Source organism: Paenibacillus rigui (genome assembly GCF_002234615.1).
In the GTDB taxonomy this organism is placed as follows: Bacteria; Bacillota; Bacilli; order Paenibacillales; family NBRC-103111; genus Paenibacillus_S; species Paenibacillus_S rigui.
The window spans coordinates 45547-62228 of record NZ_NMQW01000016.1 but is presented as its reverse complement, the minus strand read 5'-3'; the positions used below and the strand labels follow the sequence as shown (position 1 = coordinate 62228).

11 protein-coding genes and 1 riboswitch are annotated in these 16682 nt (G+C 52.3%); of the genes, 1 reads left to right on the top strand and 10 read right to left on the bottom strand.

Annotated features, from left to right (window positions below; all coding sequences use genetic code 11):
- Nucleotides 1–676 precede the first annotated feature (676 nt).
- Nucleotides 677–2119, bottom strand: a complete 1443-nt coding sequence (locus CF651_RS11205) for an NAD(P)/FAD-dependent oxidoreductase (RefSeq protein ID WP_094014943.1) — start codon at nucleotides 2117–2119, stop codon at nucleotides 677–679.
- A 154-nt stretch (nucleotides 2120–2273) separates the two neighbouring features.
- Nucleotides 2274–2373: riboswitch (purine riboswitch) on the bottom strand.
- 330 nt (nucleotides 2374–2703) lie between these two features.
- Between CF651_RS11205 and hprK the strand changes: the two genes are divergently transcribed.
- On the top strand, nucleotides 2704–3618 hold the full coding sequence (gene hprK, locus CF651_RS11200; protein ID WP_094014942.1) for an HPr(Ser) kinase/phosphatase: 915 nt from the start codon (nucleotides 2704–2706) through the stop codon (nucleotides 3616–3618).
- A 28-nt stretch (nucleotides 3619–3646) separates the two neighbouring features.
- Here hprK and CF651_RS11195 read toward each other — a convergent pair whose 3' ends face one another.
- From CF651_RS11195 to CF651_RS11155, 9 genes are all read right to left on the bottom strand, one after another.
- On the bottom strand, nucleotides 3647–3949 hold the full coding sequence (locus CF651_RS11195) for a YetF domain-containing protein (protein ID WP_281254464.1): 303 nt from the start codon (nucleotides 3947–3949) through the stop codon (nucleotides 3647–3649).
- A 462-nt stretch (nucleotides 3950–4411) separates the two neighbouring features.
- Nucleotides 4412–5206, bottom strand: a complete 795-nt coding sequence (locus CF651_RS11190; RefSeq protein WP_094014940.1) for a Nif3-like dinuclear metal center hexameric protein — start codon at nucleotides 5204–5206, stop codon at nucleotides 4412–4414.
- Nucleotides 5207–5235: 29 nt separating this feature from the next.
- Complete coding sequence (locus CF651_RS11185) at nucleotides 5236–6855, bottom strand: response regulator transcription factor (protein ID WP_094014939.1); 1620 nt, start codon at nucleotides 6853–6855, stop codon at nucleotides 5236–5238.
- A gap of 101 nt (nucleotides 6856–6956) precedes the next feature.
- Nucleotides 6957–8252, bottom strand: a complete 1296-nt coding sequence (locus tag CF651_RS11180) for an ABC transporter substrate-binding protein (RefSeq protein WP_094014938.1) — start codon at nucleotides 8250–8252, stop codon at nucleotides 6957–6959.
- Nucleotides 8253–8337: 85 nt separating this feature from the next.
- Complete coding sequence (locus CF651_RS11175) at nucleotides 8338–10134, bottom strand: cache domain-containing sensor histidine kinase (RefSeq protein ID WP_094014937.1); 1797 nt, start codon at nucleotides 10132–10134, stop codon at nucleotides 8338–8340.
- 89 nt (nucleotides 10135–10223) lie between these two features.
- Nucleotides 10224–11066 carry a carbohydrate ABC transporter permease gene (locus CF651_RS11170; RefSeq protein WP_094014936.1) on the bottom strand — a complete coding sequence of 281 codons (843 nt, stop codon included), beginning with the start codon at nucleotides 11064–11066 and terminating at the stop codon, nucleotides 10224–10226.
- Nucleotides 11063–12025 (bottom strand): carbohydrate ABC transporter permease, encoded by a 963-nt coding sequence (locus CF651_RS11165; protein ID WP_094014935.1) that lies wholly within the window; start codon nucleotides 12023–12025, stop codon nucleotides 11063–11065. Before CF651_RS11165 ends, CF651_RS11170 begins: the two co-directional genes overlap by 4 nt.
- 149 nt (nucleotides 12026–12174) lie before the next feature.
- Nucleotides 12175–14286 carry an alpha-glucuronidase family glycosyl hydrolase gene (locus tag CF651_RS11160; RefSeq protein WP_094014934.1) on the bottom strand — a complete coding sequence of 704 codons (2112 nt, stop codon included), beginning with the start codon at nucleotides 14284–14286 and terminating at the stop codon, nucleotides 12175–12177.
- Nucleotides 14287–14486: 200 nt separating this feature from the next.
- Nucleotides 14487–16676 (bottom strand): glycoside hydrolase family 52 protein, encoded by a 2190-nt coding sequence (locus tag CF651_RS11155; RefSeq protein ID WP_094014933.1) that lies wholly within the window; start codon nucleotides 16674–16676, stop codon nucleotides 14487–14489.
- Nucleotides 16677–16682: the final 6 nt, after the last annotated feature.

Genomic DNA, 16682 nt, shown 5'->3' with positions numbered 1-16682 from the left:
TTCAAAGGGCAATGACTCTTGTTTCCTTAATCATTGTGGCGTTATGTTTCAAACAGCCGATGACTAATTTACCATATTAACTACTAACAATGCAAGTTTTTATTTTAGCTTACTTTGTGTTAGTTACTTACTCGGCAACGAGATTTAATTTACCACATTAACAATCTTTTTGCAACTGTTTTTTTCATTCGTTATTTTTATGAAAATACCGAACTTATCCACAGCTTACTTTTCTCCACTAACTTACTATCGAAGCAGCGGATTTATAATTTATCACAAGATGCAGCCTCAATGCAAGTCTTTTTTTAATCATTTCAAAATAATGAAATGACCTTTCAAAGTACAGTTCAGTGAACCGCCAGACCTTTGCTGAACTAGCATTTGCTGAGGTATCCTTCGTCGCTCTCGCAACGGCAGGAAGACTAATTTACCACAGATGCAAACTAGATTGCAAGTGGATTTTTTGTCAGGAATGGAACCGCAACTTTGCTGCTTGTGGGTAACATCGCCTGTGGATATGTTGATAGCTGTAGCTTGGTATATGCACAGGAGCTTCTGAGGACCTGTTAGTTATGTGTATAACACTGTGGATACATGAATGGTTTGATCCAAAAAAATACCCACGGATGCGGAAGTTGATCATTTCCACACCCATGGGCGTTCTCAAGCGATACAGTTAAACCTCGTGATTGCGCTGCACAATGGCTCTTGCGATCCATACGCCTGCCGCCCCGGCCTGGGCCAGCCCGCGTGTCACCCCGGCACCATCGCCGCCACAATACAGACCGGCAATTTCCGTTTCAAGCTGTACGCTTAATTTCGGTCTGGCTGAATAAAACTTAGCTTCTACACCGTAAAATAACGTATGCTCCGATGCGATCCCCGGCGTTACCTTATCAAGAGCTTCCACCATTTCGATTAGGCTTTTCATTGTGTTATACGGCAGGACCAGACCCAAATCGCCGGGAACAGCTTCCTTCAGCGTCGGCTCCAGAAACCCTTCCTTGATTCTGGATTCGGTGGAGCGTCTGCCGCGGATGATATCCCCATACTTTTGTACAATAACCCCGCCATTAGACAAATCGTTGGCACGCTCACAAATTTCCCGCGCATATTCGTTCGGCTTATCGAACGGCTCCGTAAACCGGTGGGAAACCAGCAGAGCAAAGTTCGTATTGGCAGAGCCGAGTGCGGGATCTTTAAAAGCGTGACCATTGGCCGCCATAACACCGCTGTGGTTTTCTACGACGACATGCCCTGAAGGGTTGCTGCAAAAAGTACGCACGCGCGTTCCCACGGAAGTATTAAAAATAAATTTCCCTTCATATAAGTGTTCGTTGATCTCTCTCATCACGACGTCCGAGGTTTCTACTCTGACACCGACATCGACTTGGTTGTTGTACATTTTGAGACGGCGCTTGCGAAGCACCTCTGTCAGCCAGGCTGACCCGTCCCGGCCGGGTGCCACGACCACCTGATCAGCCTGTATCTCCTCACCATTGCGCAGCAGGATTCCCTTGACCTGATGACCGTCTTTGCCTTTGACTGTCAGTAAATCGGCGACTTCCGTCTTGAACTGCATATCAATCCGTTCTTTCAAAAAGGCATTGATCGATTTTAATATTTCAAGGTTTTGCTCCGTGCCCAAATGTCTGACCTGTGCGCGCAGCAGCTTCAAGCCAGCCGCGTAAGCTCTTTGTTCTATCGAACGAACTGTCGGTGTTGTAGGATCGGTGATCGATTCCGTAGCTCCGTGCTCAAGATTGATGCTATCTACATAATGAATTAAATCCATCACCTGCGATGGAGACAAATAATCGGTCAGCCAGCCGCCAAACTCCGTCGTAATATTGAATTTGCCGTCACTGTAAGCCCCCGCTCCACCGAAGCCCGCGGTAATGGAACAGGCCGGCAGGCAGCCTGCAAATTCCTTTTTGCCTGCGGCAGGAGGACAAAGCTTAATCTTTTCTTCGAGAATAGGACATCTTCTGCTATCAATATCGTGACCTTTGTCTATTAACAGCACTTTCAACTGCGGCGCTTTCAAGGTCAGCTCGTAGGCAGCAAAAATTCCTGCGGGCCCAGCCCCCACAATAATAACATCATACCGGCTCTTCATTTCTACGTTAGCCTCCCGAATGTTTGAATTTCTGACAAGGATAAACGGCTTCGCCATCTTTCAGGATGGCATGCGTTTGTCAAGGTAGACGAAAGTTGTCAAACTTATCCTTTCCGATCTACTGAAAAACAAAAAATTCCCGACCTTCCGGGTGCGGGAAATCCACACCCTTCGTAGTCAGGAATTATCGGTTCCTTGTAGAAACCCTTGGCCCGTATTGCCAAGGATATACGAATGGCTAGTCATACTCATCAGGTTATGCTCAACCCTAGAAAAGAATAATCCTATTTTTGAATCATGTCAATCATTTATCGCCTATCGTTCGTCTTTTTATCAATTTTCCAACCATTTACCTGTAATTTGTCTGTGATAATCTATCAAAACACGTATATTCTATCATTCTATCCATTGCTCAAAGGATTAACTGGAGTTTTGAAAAGTTTATGAATTCATGAGACCGGGAAAGAGAAATAACCACCAGCAAGCAGGAGTCCCTAGATCAAAGATCGAATATAGGAGCAGCATTGAATAGGCTTCCAAGAATCGCTTGGCGGCTCTCATACTACATGAAGGAGGACTACAAAGTGAAGCCTGTAACCGTAAAACATTTGGTAGACCGATTTTCACTGGAAGTGCTGACAGGGCATGATCAGCTGCATAGAACCATTCCCAAAACAAGGGCGCATCGGCCCGGTTTGGAGTTTACCGGGTATTTTAATTTTTTTCCGCAGGAGCATGTCCAGCTTCTCGGCCGGAAAGAAATCACTTACCTGCATACGCTGAGCGAGCATGAGCGAAATCTGCATATCGGGAATATTGTCAAGTACCACCCGCCTTGCTTTGTTGTCACCCGGAACCAGGAAGGGTTAAAATATTTGCTTAAATATTGCGAGGAGGAAGGCATCCCGCTTCTGCGCACACCTGCACCGACTACCAAATTTCAAGAGTTGGTCGACGTCTATCTCGGTAAAGCCCTGGCTCAGGAAATTTCCGTTCACGGCGTCTGCGTCAATGTATCAGGGATCGGTATATTGCTCCGGGGTAAATCGGGCGTTGGGAAAAGCGAGACCGCCCATACCTTAATTCGCAGGGGACACCGGCTGGTTGCAGACGATATTGTCGTGTTGAAAAAAATCAGCCCCGAGACGCTGCTCGGTACCCACAATGAAAAAACGAAAGAGTTTCTCGCGCTGCGCAGCATCGGGCTTATTAATGTATCTCGTCTGTATGGGCGAAAAGCATTTCAAGAAGAAACGCGTATCGTTCTTGATATCGAATTGACCAAATGGCAGGACGATACACTAAATAACGATTTGGAGCTGGAGCCGAAGTTTACGGAGTATATGGATATCCGGATTCCTCACATTGAAATTCAGCTGCAGCCGGGACGCGATGTTGCGGGATTAGTCGAAGCCGCCGCAAACAACTGGTATTTGAAGCAGCAGGGCTACAGCGCAGCAGAAGATTTTATGAAAAGGATTCAAAGTGATTTGGGCTAGCCGGAAACAGGGAACATTAGGCGTAGGGTCAGGTGCTTGGTGGTTCCCTCTTCTGGATAAACAGCCCGTCGTTGTCCATCCACTCGGCGTAAACAACCTCCTCAGGCCGCTCCACCCCCTGTTCTTTAAGCTTGTCTAACAGCCACGGCTCATCATATCCGGCCGTCTCCAATCTTGTGCGGTCTATCCGGCCATGCTGAATCAAAACTACAGGAAAAGCCGCAGGCTTCGTTGGAAGCAACAGATCTTCCCGCTGAATAGGCTCTGCGGCCGATTTCTTCATCACGCTGATATTCCCATTCGTTTCAAAGACGGCCGTCGAATATTGAATCTCACTCGGCGCTAGTTAAGCGAAGATTTCATAGCAGGCTTCGCAAGACACTTATCCAATTTAAGCATAACTAATTATATTTATTATGCATTTCTCTTATAACAATATCTATGTTACGATGATCTTGTTCGAATCCATTCTTTCAACCCGGAGCGTGATAGTATGACTACGGACCTGGCTGTTCTGGCTTTTACTGCATTGTTATGCGCTGTACTTTACTTGCCCCAATGGGTGGGCTCCCGAAACAAAAGCAGACATCCCAAGATTACATACCTCAATGAATACAGAGAACAGCGGCGAGACACCTCAGAACCCTCTCCGCAATCAGCCAAGGAGAACCGAATTCGCCGTTCCTTTAAGGATGATTCGCGGCTGTCCAGATAAGTCCGTACCGTACTTGAATACATCAGAAAAAGAGGCATCCTCGAGAATTAAAACTCAGGGGATGCCTCTGCTTTTTACTCACAAAACCTGAAACGATCGCCGTGCAGGCAGGAAATGGACCGGAACGGACTCGAATTGCGTCCTCAGCAGACCGGCCAAATGCTCCATCCCCGGCTCCTCGCTTTCCGCATGCCCCAGCAGGATGAACGCTTTGCGCTTGCCTTGATGCACCGCATCCTTGACATATTCCGGGGTCTCCCACTCCGGTCCTTCCCCTGCAATGACAAGATCCAGCCCTTCCTTCTCAAAAAGGGGGAGGGCCGTCGAGCCTCCGCCCCTGTATCCAGCCAGTACGCCAATACGGGTGCAGAGCAGCTCCTCCTCTCCCGCCATCCGCACGAAAGGAATGTGCAGCGCTTGTTTCATATGCTCCGCCACCTGTCTTACCGACATGGGCGGAATCGCCAGAATCGAGGCTGCAGGCTGATGGTCCTGTACGAACGAAGTCCAGCCTAGAGCTTCAAGAAGCCCTGCCATAATCCCATCCGGCCGATAGCGATGGAAATAATCATGAAAGCGAAAGATCGCAATCCCCGAAGCCTCGATCAACTGTCGTTTGCCTTGGTAAACCGGGTCCTGCTCCAGCCCATCCGTTCGGTCCAAATGACTGTAAAATGTTCCTTCATGGGTTATGATCAGGTTAACGCCCAGGGCAATGGCCTGCTCGATTACCTCATGTGTGGCGATGAACACTGTGGCGATCCCCTTCACCTCAGACTCCAGTCTTCCAAAGCTCAGCCTGTCGACGGTCGATTCCAGACGGCCTACGGGCTCCATAAGGTAATCCAATACTTGCCGAACCGTCACTGTCATCCATCAGCTTCTCCTTTCGTGGCAATCCATTACTTTATGACATCCGTCGGATTGATGCCCGTGAACTTCTTGAACAACGTACTGAAATAAGGCACGTTCTTGTAGCCGACCTTCTCCGCTACCTCGTACACCAGCATGCGCTTCTCCAGCAGCAGCTCCTTCGCTTTCTCAATCCTCACACGCGTCAAGTAATTATTGAAGCTTTCCCCTGTCATATTCTTGAAAATGATCGACAAATAATTGCGTGATATATACACCTTGTCGGCAAGATCCCCGAGCGTAATATCCTTCGCAAAATGATCATGAATGTACTGAATCATGAAATCGACGGCCTGCCGGTGCTTGCTATTGCCTCTCCACTGCCTGCTGGAGCTGATAGCCGCAATTTTATCCGTCAGCCAGACCTCCAGCTGCTTAGGCTGCGCCAGACCTGCGATCTCCTTCGTAATATGCTCATTCGGGTACAGATCGTCAAGCACCATACCGACCTCATATAAGCAATAGGCAAAAATGCCCCACAGCTCGCCGGCCAGCATCTGTAAATAATCGGGCGTAATGCCCTCCTGCTTCTCCAGCCGTTCGATAAATTCGGAAATGATGCGCTCCGCCTGCCACTCCTGGGACGTCTTGATTGCTGCCGCCAGCTCCAAGTAAAATTTCACCGGTCGCAGGACGCCGTTTCCTTGACCAATCCTCGCCTCGCTGCCCGATGCGAACAGATCATACCCCTCAGCGGCCCGGTTTTCCTTCATTTCCACCGCCCGGAACGCCTCCTCTGTCGAATCCGGAATGTCCTTCCACTCCTCTTGGACCCGGCCGATGCCGATGCGAATGACCAGCTTCAGATAGCTGCGGATGCAGTCGATCAGCCGGACGCCCAGTTGAATAAGCTGTTCCTGAAGCTGCCGTTCTGACAGGTCGGGCTGTAGATGAATGACGAGCGCCGTTCGAGTGCTGTGCAGCTCCGTGTAGTCTACGAACGCAAAAGCCTCATGCGCAACTTCATTCACAATATTGCTGACGGCGAACCGGAACAAATTCCAATCGGATAACGATAGTTGGCTTACGCGAACGTCCCGGACGATGTCGATGCCCATCACCACATGATGCGTCTCAGACCAATAGCGGTATGGGGCGGGCAGCAGGTTACCCGTACGGTAGGAGTCGGCCAGCGTACCGGCTACGGCCGATTTGACCCATTCCTTCTCAACGAAAGGCTCGTACATCATCAGCTTCTGCTCCAGCTCGTCCTGCTTGACCCGCCTTTCCTCCTCTTCCTCCAGATCGCGGAGCGCTTTCTCCAGAATGGATTTCAAAGTAGGCATGCTAATCGGCTTGGACAAATAATCGCTCACATGAAGCCGCAGCGCCTGGCGGGCATATTCGAAATCCGAGTACCCGCTTAAAATGATGATTTTGCCGCCGTATTCCTGCTCGCGCAGCTGCTCGATCATTTCAAGCCCATTCATCCCCGGCATGTAAATGTCCGTGATGACAACATCCGGCTGCGTTTGCCGAATCATCGCGAGGCCGTCGGAGCCGTTTAACGCCTCGCCCGCCCATTCCGCATTCAATTCTTCCCATGGGATGGAAAGCTTCATTCCCTGTAGTACCTGACGGTCATCATCGATAATAGCGATCCTCCACATGCCCTTACTCCCTCCTCCATCCTTGGCCGATGCCGGTGGAAACGGCAAAGCAGCCAGGCCCTGGACCTTCAGATGTCCGGGCTTGGCTTGCCGCTTGCCAATTATTTTTCGTATTCCTGCGCCGCTGATTTCAGCTTGTCGAACGCTGCTTCCGGCGTTGTTTTGCCAAAGCTGAGCTCATCGCGCACAAGCTTCCAATCTTTATCGATAAAGTTCGTCCAGCCTTTGGCGCCTGGACTGAACGTCTGTCCGTCCTTCTTGGTTGCTTCTAGTAGCTCCACACCAGCCTTGTCCACATCGCTTAAGCCCGGAGTCAGAGCCGTGACGATATCGCTGTTCACCGGCATACCTCGCTTGGTCACCAATATTTTGGCTGCCTCCGGATCGTTCAAGAACCAGTCGACGAACTTCTTGGCTTCTTCCGCATTTTTGGATACCGGAGACACCCCAAAGAACATCGACGGCTTCAGCCAGCCGCCCGCCTCTTTGCCGCGAGGCATCGTAACGAGCGCGTATGCGCCTTCCTTCAAGCTATTCCAGGATGCGTAATTGTTGGAAAAGCTGAGACGGAACATGATTTTACCGGACACCATCAGGTCCATCTTCGGATCGAACTCTTTGTCCGAGGCATTCACATCCGCCGGAGGCACAATCCCTTCCTTGCGTAATTCCTCAAACTTCTTCGTCCACTCGAGGAACGTATCCTTGTCGATATTGAATTTACCGTCATTCGTGACAACCTGGCCCTTGCCTTTGGCATATTGGAAGCCGCTGTAAGCAAAATAGTCGCCCGCAAAGTCCTTCGTAAAGTACTGGCCCTGCGGCAGCTTGCCTTTCGATTCCTTGGCCATCTGGAAGAAATCGTCCCATGTCCAGCCGTTCTTCGGTGCCGCAATGCCAAGCTTCGTCAGAGCAGCCTTGTCATAGATCATACCCTGCGCTACGAATCCAAGCGGGAGGGCTACTTGTTTGCCCTTGCTTTGGCCCGAAGATAAAAGCTTCGGATCGATTTTGGACGTGTTCAGGCTTGATAAATCAGCCAGCTGGTTACGGCCCGCCCAATCGGACACCCAGCCTGGATCCAATTGAAAAATATCCGGCGCATTGCCCGCTGCCGCTTGGGTCGACAGCTTGTCCAAATAGCCGTCCATTCCGGAATATTCCGGCTCGAAGGTGACGTTCGGATGGCTTTTTTTATACAATTCAATCGCGGCCAGTGTTGCTTCATGCCGGTCTTGTGAACCCCACCACATGATTCGCAGCTTCGCTGTCCCACTATTGCTTGAGGTTTCCGTGCTTTTGGTCCCGGCATCGCCCTTATTACCGCAAGCCGCCAACGAAGCAGTCAATGCGGCAGCAGTGACCAAGACTGTAAGAGAACGTTTCCAATTGCTCATGTACATTCAATCCCCCTGTAGGTAAAGATGCTTTCCTTACTTCTATAGTAGCAACTCCTCCAGGCCGTTTATATATGAAAGATGCTCAATTTGTTATAATATTATCCGAACTATTGGATACCGCAGCCTGCTGCTCGCCGTGTGTCTGCGCGGGCCGCTCCTGCAGCCTGGGCAGCGTAACCGTAACCCGCGTTCCCCCCTCCGTCCTCTCTTCGATCTTCACTCCGTAGCTTGCGCCGAAATAGGCCGCGATGCGTTCCTTTACGTTGCGTATGCCGTAGCCTCCGGTACGCCGCTTGGCAGAGGCCGCCGCAGTCGCAGGCTCCTTCTGCAGCCCGACGCCATTGTCCTCAATCGTGATCATAATCCGGTCTTGCTCTTCTCTAAAATAAAGGTCGATCCGCCCCTCGCTCCGGGTATTGAAGCCATGGACAATTGCATTCTCGACAAAAGGCTGCAGCGTCAGCTTGGGCAAATACAGCTGCTGCATCGGCACTGAGCTGTGTACGGCATACTCCAATCCCGTCCCCCAGCGAAGCTGCTGAATTTCGAGGTAGCACCTGACATGCTGTACCTCCTCTTCCAGCGTAATGAAGCTTTCCCCGTTGGACAGCCCGATTCGGAACATGCGGCCCATCAGCTCCAGAATGCGGCTCATTTCATCCTGTCCCTTGGCAATGGCCATCCAATTCAGCTGATCCAGCGTGTTGTACAGGAAATGAGGATTAATGTTTGCCTGCAGCGCTTCCATCTCGGCCTTGCGCTGCTGCTCATGCCGCCGCTGCAGCGACAAATACAGCTCTTCGATGCGTTCGTTCTGCTTCCGATAGCCGGAGAATAAATAGCCGAACTCATTCGTATAGTCTGCGGGAAGCTCCGTATTACTGCCTCCCACGGTGTAGGAGCTCATCGCACCGACTAACTGCTTGATAGGCTTCGTAAATTGACGGCTCAGCCAATGCGTGAGCAGCAGCGTCAGCAAGATGGCAGCAATGCCGATCACGCCGATGACCTCCGCCAATCTAAGGCTTCCTGCCGTAATTTGCTTCCAGGGGGTCATCTCCACCAGCGTCCAGTTCGAATCGGCGAGCTTGGAATAGACGAGCAACGAGTCGCTCATGTTGTACTTGCCATGCGTCCGTGTAGAGCCGGATTGGCCGTTCAGCTCGTCCATCCACTGGAAAAGCTCCGGCTGCTTCGGCAGCTCACCGATGCCCAGAAGCTGCTGTCCCTGCGCATCGATCATGATCCGGTCAGCCGCCGAGGAATGCCCGGCCAGAATCGATTTGATGCTGTCAGCCTTCACGTGAATGACCAGAATGCCTAAATATTTATCGTCAAACATGATTTTGCGGATAAAGCTTAGAACAGGCACATCCCCCTGAACGCTTGGGACAGGGTGCTCTCGCGACCAGGCAAAATCGCTGTTCTGCAGCAGCGGATACCACACCTGCCCTGCCGCATCGCTCCGGTCGCGGAGCTGGATATAGTTCTTCGAATCGCCCTGAACCGGGCGGTCCATATAAAGATCAATTCCCTGAATAAGCGGAATGGAGTACGTTAAATTCGCCAATGTCTGCTCCACGCTTCGTGATCGGCGGTATCGGTCGAAATCGTCCTTTTTGCCCGTCAATAAAGTGATGACCTCATCGTCACGAGACGTAGACAGCGAGATTTGCTCAATCGTAAGGAGACGTGCCGAAATTTCGCTGTTCAATTCATCCAGCAGCTGCTGCTGGTAATAGGACGTGGATTTCACCAGCTCCTTGGAAGAAATACCGTAGCTCGCCCATACCGTGCAGCCCAGTACCACGATCATAAGCCCGGCAAAGCCACGAAAGAAGAGATTGTCGATTTTATATTTCTTGAACGGATTGTTCATGCGGCTTCCCTCCTCCGCTGTCCTTATTATATATGCACCCGCAAAGAGGAAAAAGCAACGAATGGATTCGTCGCTTTCTCCGCCTTATTTTATCCTTTTATCCCGGACTTCGCAATTCCTTCGACAAAGTACTTTTGTGCGAACAAGAACACTAATGTGGCCGGTATGATCGACACGAGGGACATTGCCAGAAGCTGCCCCCACTGCTGCCCTGCTTGGGAATCGTTAATCATTCGGAGCGCCAGGCCAACGGTATATTTGTCCACCGAGTTAATATAGAGCAGATGCCCGAGGAAATCATCCCAGTTCCACAGGAAGCAGAAGATCATGACCGTCACGATAGCAGGGATCGTCAGAGGCATCACAATCCGCCAATAAATGCCGAACCAGGAGCAGCCGTCCATTTTGGCCGACTCGTCCAGCTCGGGAGGAATGCCGCGCACAAACTGAATGAGCAGGAACACGAAGAACGTGCCGCCGGCGCCGCTTGCCAGCAGATGGGGAACGATAAACGGCAGGTACGTATTGACCCACCCCAGCTGATGAAACATCGCATACTGCGGAATAATCAACACCTGTCCCGGCAGCATCAGGGTAACCATCAGCAAGGAGAACCAAAACTTCTTGAGAGGAAAATCCAACCGGCCGAAGCCGAAAGCCACCAGCGTACAAGAAATGAGCGTCGTGATCATGACGGCAAGCTCAAGCCCGAACGTATTGATATAAAAGTCCGTAAACGTATGCCCCGGAATCGCCTTCCAGCCGTCCGTAAAGTTGCTCCATTGGGGGACGGAAGGAAATAGGCCCGGTGAGCTCAGCTCGCTGTTCGACTTCAAGGAGGCGCCAATCCACCAGATAACCGGATAGATCATAAGCAGACTGAATAAAGTCAATACGATGTGATGTACCTTCTTTTGTGCTTTCGTGTTCATTTCCGTTTGCGCCCCCCTGTCTCTGCCTCATAAAACACCCAGTATTTTGACGTTCCCGCAATGACCGCCGCCACAACCACGATCATCAGCAGCATAATCCAGGCCAGTGCCGAGGCATAACCCAGCTGATAGCGGCTAAACGCCCGCTCGTACAAATACATAGCATAGACGAAGGTCGAGTTCATCGGTCCGCCGTTCGTTATGACATAGGCCGATGTGAACATTTGGAATGCATTGATAACCCCCATAATGAGGTTAAAATAAATCGTCGGCGACAGCATCGGCAGCGTAATTTTGAAAAATTGAACCAGCTTGCCCGCCCCGTCGACCCCTGACGCCTCATACAGGTCGTTCGGAATTTGCTTCAGGCCCGCTAGGAAGATGACCATCGACGAGCCGAACTGCCACACGGTAAGCAGAATGAGCGACCAGAGCGCTGTATGCGGGTCCGTAATCCAGCCTTTTCCCTGAATCCCGAACACGCCGAGGATTTTATTGAAAAACCCGTCGACCCCGAACATGTTGCTCCACAGCAGCGATACGGCGATGCTGCCCCCGATAAGAGAAGGGAAATAGATGGCCGAGCGGTAGGCTGAGATGCCTCTCACCGCTTTGTTCAATAGAATGGCCACAAGCAGCGCAGCGATAAGCTTCAACGGCACGGAGGCCAGCACATACAGGAACGTCACCTTGACCGATGTAATGAATTTATCGTCGGCCGTAAAAATTTTCGCATAATTCCGCAGTCCGACCCATTGGATCGGCTCCATTAACGTATAATCCGTGAAAGAGTAATATAGCGATAGCACCATAGGATAAGCGGTCAGGCCAATAAAGCCAAGCAGCCACGGCATAATAAATAAATAGCCTGCGATCGGCGCGTCCCATCGTTTGAGAGAGGAGCGGCGCTTGGGGGCAGCCTGGGACTCCGGAAGGGAGGCTGCAGCGGTACGGTTCATACAATCACCTCATAAGTTAATCTCGTCTTCTGTAATTTCATTATATAAGCTGGCAGACGAGGGCTAAATGAGAGGAATCCTCGAATTCTTTTAAAATATTACGAAAAAAGAAAAAGAAGCCGCCTCAAAGGGCCAGCTTCTCTGGATATTTAATAAATTGTCCGGCCGCGGGCGTCCGGGATACCGCTCTTGCGGTAAAAGTACGTGTTGACGATATCGCGCCACTCCCTGGCATGAACCGCCTGCTCGGCCAGCCGGTCAGCCACCTGCGCGAACAAGGACGGGTCCATCCCTTCATTCAGGGAGGCCCAGGCTTCCTTCAGCTGCTCCGCCCGCTCCACCCCCTCGAAATGGGTGTCGTAAATATGCTGAATTACGGTTTTACCGGAATGAAGCACGTGCGTGTACGGCACATGGTGGAAGAACAGCAGCAGCTCATCCGGACAGGTGGCGACGGATTCATACAGCTCCACATTGGGCCCCTGGTATTGGCCGGTATAGCCCGTCCCCGTCTTCATCGTCCGATCGACCCCGATACCATGCAGGTCCGCAAAATGGTACGTTCCCCACTTCGAATACTCATAGCCGTCCACATTCGGCCCATAATGGTGATCCGGGTTAACCATCCAACCGACGCCAAGCGGAGACGTGTACGATTCATAAATGCTCCACGAAGCCATCAGCATGCCGAGGATCGTCTGCACCAGCTTCTTGTTGCAGGCACCGAATACCTGCTGAATCCATTCCTCAGCGATTTGCTCCGCCGGCAGCTCAGGATTCCAGGCCAAGCGGCCATACCCGTACAGGTTCGCCTGAGCCAGCAAATGCCCTGTCCAATTGGCGTCGCTGCCGATATTGGACACCGCTGCAAAGCCGCTGTGCCGGTTCCCGTATAAGGAGCCGTCCACCACGCGCTTCACGGTCGAGCCTTCGCCTTGGGCATACGTTTCGAAGTCGAGCACTTCCTTCCACTGCGGAACGAGGTAGCAGAGGTGGCGCTGCTGGCCCGTATATTCCTGCGTGATCTGGAACTCGATCATCAGGTTCGTTTTCTCCATGGCACCGAACAGCGGTGAAACGCCTTCCCGAACTTGAAAGTCCATCGGCCCGTTCTTCACCTGTAAAATCACATTGTCCATAAACCGCCCGTCCAACGGCTTGAAATGATCATACGCCGCCCGCGCCCGATCCGTCGCGCGATCGCGCCAATCCTGCTTGCAGTTATACACGAAGCAGCGCCAGATGACGATCCCTCCGTATGGCAGCAGCGCTTCGGCCAGCATATTGGAGCCATCGGCATGGTCCCGGCCATAGCTGAAGGGCCCCGGACGGTTCTCCGAATCGGCCTTCACCAGAAAGCCCCCGAAGTCCGGAATCGCGGCGTACACCTCAGCCGCCTTCTCTTTCCACCATTGACGAACATCAGCGTCCAGAGGGTCGGCTGTCGTCAAGCCGCCGATCTCGATCGGGCTTGCATAGTTGATGCTCAGGAACAGCTTGATCCCGTAGGCCCGGAAAATCGCTGCGAGCCCGGCAATAGCCGGCAAATACCGGTCGGTCAAAAACATCGTCTCAAATTGATGGACGTTCACATTGTTAATCGCAATGGCATTGATGCCTGTCGAGGCCAGCAGCCTCGCATAATCACGTACACGCTCATGATCCGTCGTAATCTCATGATCTGCATAAAAAATCGATTTCCCGGCATAGCCCCGCTCAATACTGCCGTCGATGTTGTCCCATTGGTTCATCATGCGCAGACTGTTGACCGGATGATCCGTCAGGTCCAACGAGTCCATTGCGCTTCCCGTTCCAAACAGGCGCAGGAAGGCGAATACGCCATACAGCACACCCGCGTCCGTCTGCGCGCCAATAGCGATGCACCTCTCCGCCCGGTTCGTCCGGATCGCATAGCCTTCCGGCCCTATAGCTTGGTGGGCCTGCCCGTCGAACGTCCGGTCGAGAAGCGCACCGCCTTCGTCCCACGTGCCGATGATGAGGTACCCGCCTTCACCGGCTGCCGCCTCTTCGAGGCTAACGATTACCGGCTTGCGGCCCAGCATCGCTTCGATCCCCCGGATCAGCTCTGACACGGCCGAATCCATCACCACACTCGAGCTTTTGTCGTTTACAGCAATCCGGCTGCACCATGCTGCCGGCGACTCATTGCTTTCGCCGGGCTCTATCCTTTTATAGTTCAGCCAGGCTTTATATCCTGCTTGTATAGGATCGCCCGGCACCGTGTTCACACGGTTACTCATGTTTACGTCCTCCTTGTATGTCCAGTCAGCGGGCTCCCCCCGTGTAAAACACCAGCTCCCTGCCAGGATGGCGTAGTTGGCCTGGCGCAATCGGCCACCGCAGGATATCCGGTTGTTCCTTCTACCTGTTGCCGTGGCCGACCGCCGCCATGCAAAGCTCTTGCTGCTCACAACACTGTGCTGTGAGCCCCCGCTTATTGCTATTGCTGCACAAGCCGCTTATCTTCTCTTCCTTCCAGCAGCCACAGGATCGCGGATACGCCGCGCGGATAATATTTACTGCCGATAATCAAGCCGTCCAGTATTTGATCGCTCCAGCACCAGTACGACAATTCCGGATGCAGGAGCCAATTCACATGGGCGGCATCCGCAGCTGCACCCTGCTCATCCCAAGGCAAGCCCATCATTTCCCGGGCGATAAATTGTGATAAATAAATTTTGCTAAGCCACGAATTTTTACTCGTAGAGGACAGCTTCCACGCTCCGTCTTCAAATAAGCAGATGCCTTTTACCAGCACCGTGTTCAGATGGGTTTGCAGCGCCTGCAAATAAGAAGCGAACCGTCCATTCGGGTTCAATGCCTCCTGGCAGCCTGTAAAATACGGGAACACCAGGCCCTCAATCGCCGGAATTATCCGCGAATCGTTATTTTCCCCGATGACTGCCGGAATGTAGCCTTGCTCGGTCAGCTGGGCCGCCACCGATGCAGCGCATTTGTCCGCCTGTGAGCCTGCCTGCCCGGACAGCTGCGGAAGCCCCTCCAGCTGGAACAGCCGCTCCAATGCAACGTAGACCGCCCAGCACTTGCCTGCGAGATAAATGTTGTTGCGCGATTGGCCGAGCGATACATCCAGACTGTCATACGTCGTAATCTCCGCGCCGCCCTGTGTACGGCTGCTGTCGAGTCCCATCAAGCCATTGCGTTTGTCCGCTTCCGGATGATCCCGGTTCAGCATGCTTTCAAAGCAAGCCTGAATAACAGGCAGCATCCGCTGTTTAAACGGCTGATCCTTCGTCTGTTCGATGTAGACGAGCGCGCAGCACAGCCAGTTCACCAGCTCCTCGTGGCTCATATACGAGAAACAATCGTCAATTCCCGCCAGCTCGTAAGCCGAGTACTGCGGGCGTGAAAACACATTCGCAACACCCACATCATGGGTGAACGAAATCCCCCCCGGGTATTCCGTGTCCTCTCCCGGAAAGCGCACCTTATCCTCATAGCTGTACCGGTTCACGAACAGCTCCAGCTCGTTGCGGACGGTCCATGGATTCATCATCAGCTCATAATACAACTGATCCGCCGTCAGATCGAGCGTGTTCATCATCCGGTATTCGCCCTCATTAACGATCCAGAGCGGCTCGCCGTCTGTCTCCAGCAGCTGCGTGCTGCCGTAGTAGCTGTGAATCGCATGAGCCAGCATAAACCTCTGATCCTCCGACAGGTTGGCATTATCGATCCACTGGTCTGCAGCCAGGCAGGACTCTGTCAGCTCCGTGAAATGGTCCAACGCATAATGGGCTGTTTCCTCTATATTATTGAAAAAACGGGTGTAGTAATACGATGCATCCATGCCTGCCGTCACGATTCCTCCACGGTAGAAGCAAACTGCAAACCGATAGGTCCGCGTCTCCCCAGCCGGAACGTCCATCAGAATAGCGCCCGTGCCTCCGAGACCGAAGGCCAGGTTGTGCGGCAGCTTTTCGCCGAGAAGCTTCTCTATCGTAAATCCAAGCGCCGACGTCGTTCCCTCATCCTTGGTGACAATAGCGGTCATGCGGCCTTGCCCGACGCCAATCAGCTGACCGTCGCTCGTATCCTGCAACCGGCGCATCGCGCTGTACGGATCGTTCCCCTGGTAGCCGAAAAAAGCCCGCCGTGCCGAAGTCCCCAGCGTATTGTCCAGCGTCAGCTCGGCGAACACCGCCGGGACGAGCGCCGCCTTCAGCGCTTCCGCATCCGCCTGCCCCGGCTCGGGGACCGGGCGGACGGGCGAATACAGGCGGAAGGTCAAATCTCCCGCCTGCCACGTATCCGTTCCCGTCTTGAAGGTACGGGAGATCGCTTCACTGCGGAAAGGAATAAGCTTCGGAAGCGCAGAGCCGTCCTCCTCCGTTCGGGAGGTAGGCATGGCTCCTGAAGTACCTTTATCCTTTTCTTCCTGTTTCTCCACATCGTATCTAGCGCTTTCATCCTCGACCGTTTCAAAAAATGGCAGAGCTTCGTAAAAGCTGCCATCCCGGGATTGAAAGCCGATATACATATTTTGATCAGCCGGTTTGCCGAGCTCCAGACCCAAACCGCCGTTTTTTCCGCGAAACCCTAGTGTAAAGCTGGCAAATGCCCCGATAGGCGAGTGCTGTGCATTGAAAAAAAGATGACGTTTCGTCATGTAATT

What these genes read in the sequence shown, in the direction of transcription:
- CF651_RS11170 (WP_094014936.1), bottom strand. Translation starts at nt 11,066, where the DNA reads ATGAACACGAAAGCACAAAAGAAGGTACATCACATCGTATTGACTTTA.
- CF651_RS11190 (WP_094014940.1), bottom strand. Translation starts at nt 5,206, where the DNA reads ATGACAGTGACGGTTCGGCAAGTATTGGATTACCTTATGGAGCCCGTA.
- CF651_RS11155 (WP_094014933.1), bottom strand. Translation starts at nt 16,676, where the DNA reads ATGACGAAACGTCATCTTTTTTTCAATGCACAGCACTCGCCTATCGGG.
- CF651_RS11185 (WP_094014939.1), bottom strand. Translation starts at nt 6,855, where the DNA reads ATGTGGAGGATCGCTATTATCGATGATGACCGTCAGGTACTACAGGGA.
- CF651_RS11165 (WP_094014935.1), bottom strand. Translation starts at nt 12,025, where the DNA reads ATGAACCGTACCGCTGCAGCCTCCCTTCCGGAGTCCCAGGCTGCCCCC.
- CF651_RS11160 (WP_094014934.1), bottom strand. Translation starts at nt 14,286, where the DNA reads ATGAGTAACCGTGTGAACACGGTGCCGGGCGATCCTATACAAGCAGGA.
- CF651_RS11205 (WP_094014943.1), bottom strand. Translation starts at nt 2,119, where the DNA reads ATGAAGAGCCGGTATGATGTTATTATTGTGGGGGCTGGGCCCGCAGGA.
- CF651_RS11180 (WP_094014938.1), bottom strand. Translation starts at nt 8,252, where the DNA reads ATGAGCAATTGGAAACGTTCTCTTACAGTCTTGGTCACTGCTGCCGCA.
- CF651_RS11175 (WP_094014937.1), bottom strand. Translation starts at nt 10,134, where the DNA reads ATGAACAATCCGTTCAAGAAATATAAAATCGACAATCTCTTCTTTCGT.